Here is a 3,192-nt window from a genome sequence, read left to right as displayed (position 1 = left end):
AAAGCGCGCCTAGATTGCGAACCAGCCTGAAAGACTGAGTACGCAAGGGGTTATTCAGAGGTTCCTTAGAGGATCGGCGCGTTTTCCACCGTGATGATCACTTTCCGGGGGCTGGCCTTGCGGCTTCGGTTGTAGTGCCAGGTGGCCTTGTGGGGCTTGTCGAAGACGCGGGCAGAAAGCTCGGAGAGTGGGGCTTCACAGGCATCAATCCGCTTGGCGGCGGCGTTGAACGCGGCCAGCAACTGGTGGTTGAGCGGGGCCTGCTGGCGGCTCACGGCGGCGCTGCATTGGCTGCCTTCGTCCACACTCAGGTAGTTCACCGCCGGGGAAATCAGCACAAACTGCCTGAGTTGGCGCTGGCTGGCGTCCACCACCTCAATGCACTGATGTACCCAGTAGTAGTAGCAATCCTGGGCGCGGGCGGCGGCGCAAGACAGCATGATCAGGCAAAGAATCAGGCCACGTATCATGAGGGGAGTCCTTCTCCTTCGCGCTGCTGGCGGGCGGGTTCCCACTGCAAAAGCACGTTTTCGGTGATCAGGTGGTCCGGAATCCGGTGGCGGATTTTGGCGTGCAGGTCCGGCAGTTCACTCCAGTGCAGGCCGGGCAGCATGTGATGGGCCGTGTGGTAGCCCAGGTTCCAGGAGGGCAGGTTGTAGCGTTTCAGTTCCACATTGCGCGAAGCGTGGAAATGGTCGTCGTAGCCGGTGCCGGCGTGTTGCCCGTAGGTATTGTCCAGCAACATGAACAGCATGCTGATCATGGGAATCAGGAAGACGATAAAGGCGTTGCGCGGGTCCAGCATGAAGGCGGCGGCCAGCGGGATATTGGCGAGCACCAGCAGACGCAGGAAGCGACGGTACAGTGCCGGATGCTGGCGACCGATGCGGTGGATTTCCGGGTAGATGCGCAGGGTGTTGACCAGCACATAGCGCCAGCGTGGCATCAGGTTGCCGTCCGCCTGCTGCCAGGGGGACGGGTCGTTGTCCGGGTCCAGATAGAGCTGGTGGTGGCCGATGTTGTGGTGCAGCGTCCAGCTCAGCGGGCTGGTGCCGGTCTGCAGGTACATGACCATTTCGAACAGCCGGTTTAGCGGGCGCTTCACGAAGGTGTTTACGTGGTGGTGGTTGTGGCAGATGGCGCCACAGGAGACCTGCACCGGCAACAGGGCAAGCATGCCCAGCCAGGTGGCCAGCCCCTCGCTGAAGAAAAACAGGCCAAGCTGGATGCTGAATACCGCTAACACCAGAGCAACGGCGAGCCGGTCTGCTCTATAGCGTACTACCATGAGAATCACCCTGGGCCCGGCGGCGTCTTTGAGAGGTAGTACATCCGTACTACTCTGAAAAGGCGGTTTGGCGGACCTTACTACGAATAATGAATGAGTGTAGTCAGGGGAGATTGTGTGATGAAGACCACAAAAACCATCGCGCTGGGCGCGATGGTCAATATGCTTACATAAGTGGTAGTCAATTGCTTACATAGCCGGGGTTCTGTGCAGGTTAGACGCGGCCCAGCAGGTCCCGGGCGATGGCGATAATCTGCATTTCATCCGTACCGGCATAAATCTGCAGAATTTTGGCATCGCGCATCAGCTGTTCCACGCGGGATTCGCGCATGTAGCCGTAGCCGCCGTGGATCTGCACCGCTTCGGTGGCCACTTCCATGGCCGCCTGGGCGGCGTAGAGTTTCATGGCAGAGGCCTCCGCCAGTGTCATCTGCTCGCCTTCGGCGGTCATCTCGATGTAGCGAAACACCATGTTCTGCAGGTTGGTGCGGGCTACTTCCATCTTGGCCAGTTTCAGCTGAATCAGCTGGTTCTGGCCAATGGCGCGGCCGAACTGCACCCGGTCGCTGGCGTATTGGGTGCTCAGCTGCAGGGCGCGTTCCACCATACCCAGGGCCATGGCCGCTACCCCGGCCCGCTCCTGCATGAAGGTGCCTTTGGCGCCGCTGCGGCCGTAGCCGTCTTCGCTGCCGCCCAGCAGGCGTTCCGGGCCGGCTTTCACGTCGGAGAGGAACAGTTCGCCGGTGGGGGAAGAGCCAATGCCCATTTTCTTGAAGGGTTTGGATTGCTCCAGGCCTTCCATGCCGCTGTCGAGAATAAAGGAGACAATTTTGCGCTGGTCCGCGGGCACCCCTTCTTCGTCCAGTTTACAGATCAGGATGATGGTGTCGGCGTAGGGGCCGTTAGTGATCCAGGTCTTGCTGCCGTTGATGATGTAGCCGCCGTTGCCGTCGCGCTTGGCCAGGGTCTTCATCTGGCCGAAGGCGTCGGAACCGGCATTGGGTTCGGAAATGGCCCAGGCGCCCACTTTTTCCAGGGTCAGCAGGGGCAGGGCCCAGCGTTCTTTCTGCTCGGTGGTGCCCTTGCTCATGATGGCGCCACCGCCCAGACCCATGGAGACGCCCATGGCGGTGACCAGGCCCTGAGCGTGTTTGCACAGTTCAATAATCGGGATCATGCGCATGGCGGCTTCTTCGCCGGCCATGGCTGAGGGGCCGTCCTTCTTCTTTTTCTCGTCGACGGCGTCGCCGGCGGCGAGGGCTTTCTCGCGGGCAATCTGCTTGTCGAATGATTGCTTGGCCATGACATCCATGCCGAAGGTTTTGATCAGCTTGCGCAGGATGTCATAGGGAGGAACGCCGTTATATTCGATATCGTCCAGCTGCGGCACGACTTCCTTTTCCACAAAGTCGCGCACCATTTTCTGGATCATTTGCTGTTGTTCGGACCACTGGATCATCGGGCTGTCCTGTTGGGTGAGAATTCAATCAACAGTAGCAAGCCCGATGGTGACGGCGCATTGATCAAAAAGAACGGAATGATTGACGCTGGGTGTCAGGGCGCCTGCTGGGCGGTGATGCAGGGTTGCGGGTCAAAACGCACGTGCATGGTCAGCGCATTGGCGCCTTCGCTGCTGGCGGCGGCCTCAATATCCTGGGGGCGTAGCCGAGGGTGAGTGCCGGCGAAAAATTTCTGTGCCGCCCTGGCATTGAGGGTGCGGTCGCGGGCTGCCTGGTAGGTGATGCCCTCTCCGCCCAGCAGGTGACGGATGTATTCGGCGCAGGCCACGTCTTCGTCGCCGGTGGGGTGGGAGGCGACCAGCACCACGGTGGGCGGGTTCTGTTTGCGCAAATAGTTGGCGGTGGCCTCCGCATTGACCAGCCCGGCCACCAGCACCTCACGGC

The 3,192-nt window shown here is 60.4% G+C and carries 4 protein-coding genes; all 4 read right to left on the bottom strand.

Annotated elements, in window-relative coordinates; translation table 11 throughout:
• Positions 1-65 precede the first annotated feature (65 nt).
• The gene (locus A3730_RS15355; RefSeq protein ID WP_063518878.1) at positions 66-470 is read right to left on the bottom strand and encodes a hypothetical protein; all 405 of its coding nucleotides are present in this window, start codon (positions 468-470) and stop codon (positions 66-68) included.
• Positions 467-1,288 carry a fatty acid desaturase gene (locus A3730_RS15350; protein ID WP_063520515.1) on the bottom strand — a complete coding sequence of 274 codons (822 nt, stop codon included), beginning with the start codon at positions 1,286-1,288 and terminating at the stop codon, positions 467-469. The genes A3730_RS15355 and A3730_RS15350 overlap by 4 nt, the downstream gene beginning before the upstream one ends.
• Positions 1,289-1,502: 214 nt before the next feature.
• Positions 1,503-2,747 (bottom strand): acyl-CoA dehydrogenase family protein, encoded by a 1,245-nt coding sequence (locus A3730_RS15345; protein WP_063538378.1) that lies wholly within the window; start codon positions 2,745-2,747, stop codon positions 1,503-1,505.
• A gap of 95 nt (positions 2,748-2,842) precedes the next feature.
• The coding region (locus A3730_RS15340; RefSeq protein ID WP_197477492.1) for a 2-phosphosulfolactate phosphatase at positions 2,843-3,192 on the bottom strand (350 nt) is incomplete at its 5' end.

Source organism: Alcanivorax sp. HI0044 (genome assembly GCF_001634945.1).
The sequence above is the reverse complement of the archived record's forward strand: the minus strand, read 5'-3'. Positions and strand labels throughout refer to the sequence as shown.

Bases quoted from the DNA above. Each gene is read 5' to 3' on its own strand.
- A3730_RS15355 (WP_063518878.1), bottom strand. From the start codon at position 470: ATGATACGTGGCCTGATTCTTTGCCTGATCATGCTGTCTTGCGCCGCC.
- A3730_RS15350 (WP_063520515.1), bottom strand. From the start codon at position 1,288: ATGGTAGTACGCTATAGAGCAGACCGGCTCGCCGTTGCTCTGGTGTTA.
- A3730_RS15345 (WP_063538378.1), bottom strand. From the start codon at position 2,747: ATGATCCAGTGGTCCGAACAACAGCAAATGATCCAGAAAATGGTGCGC.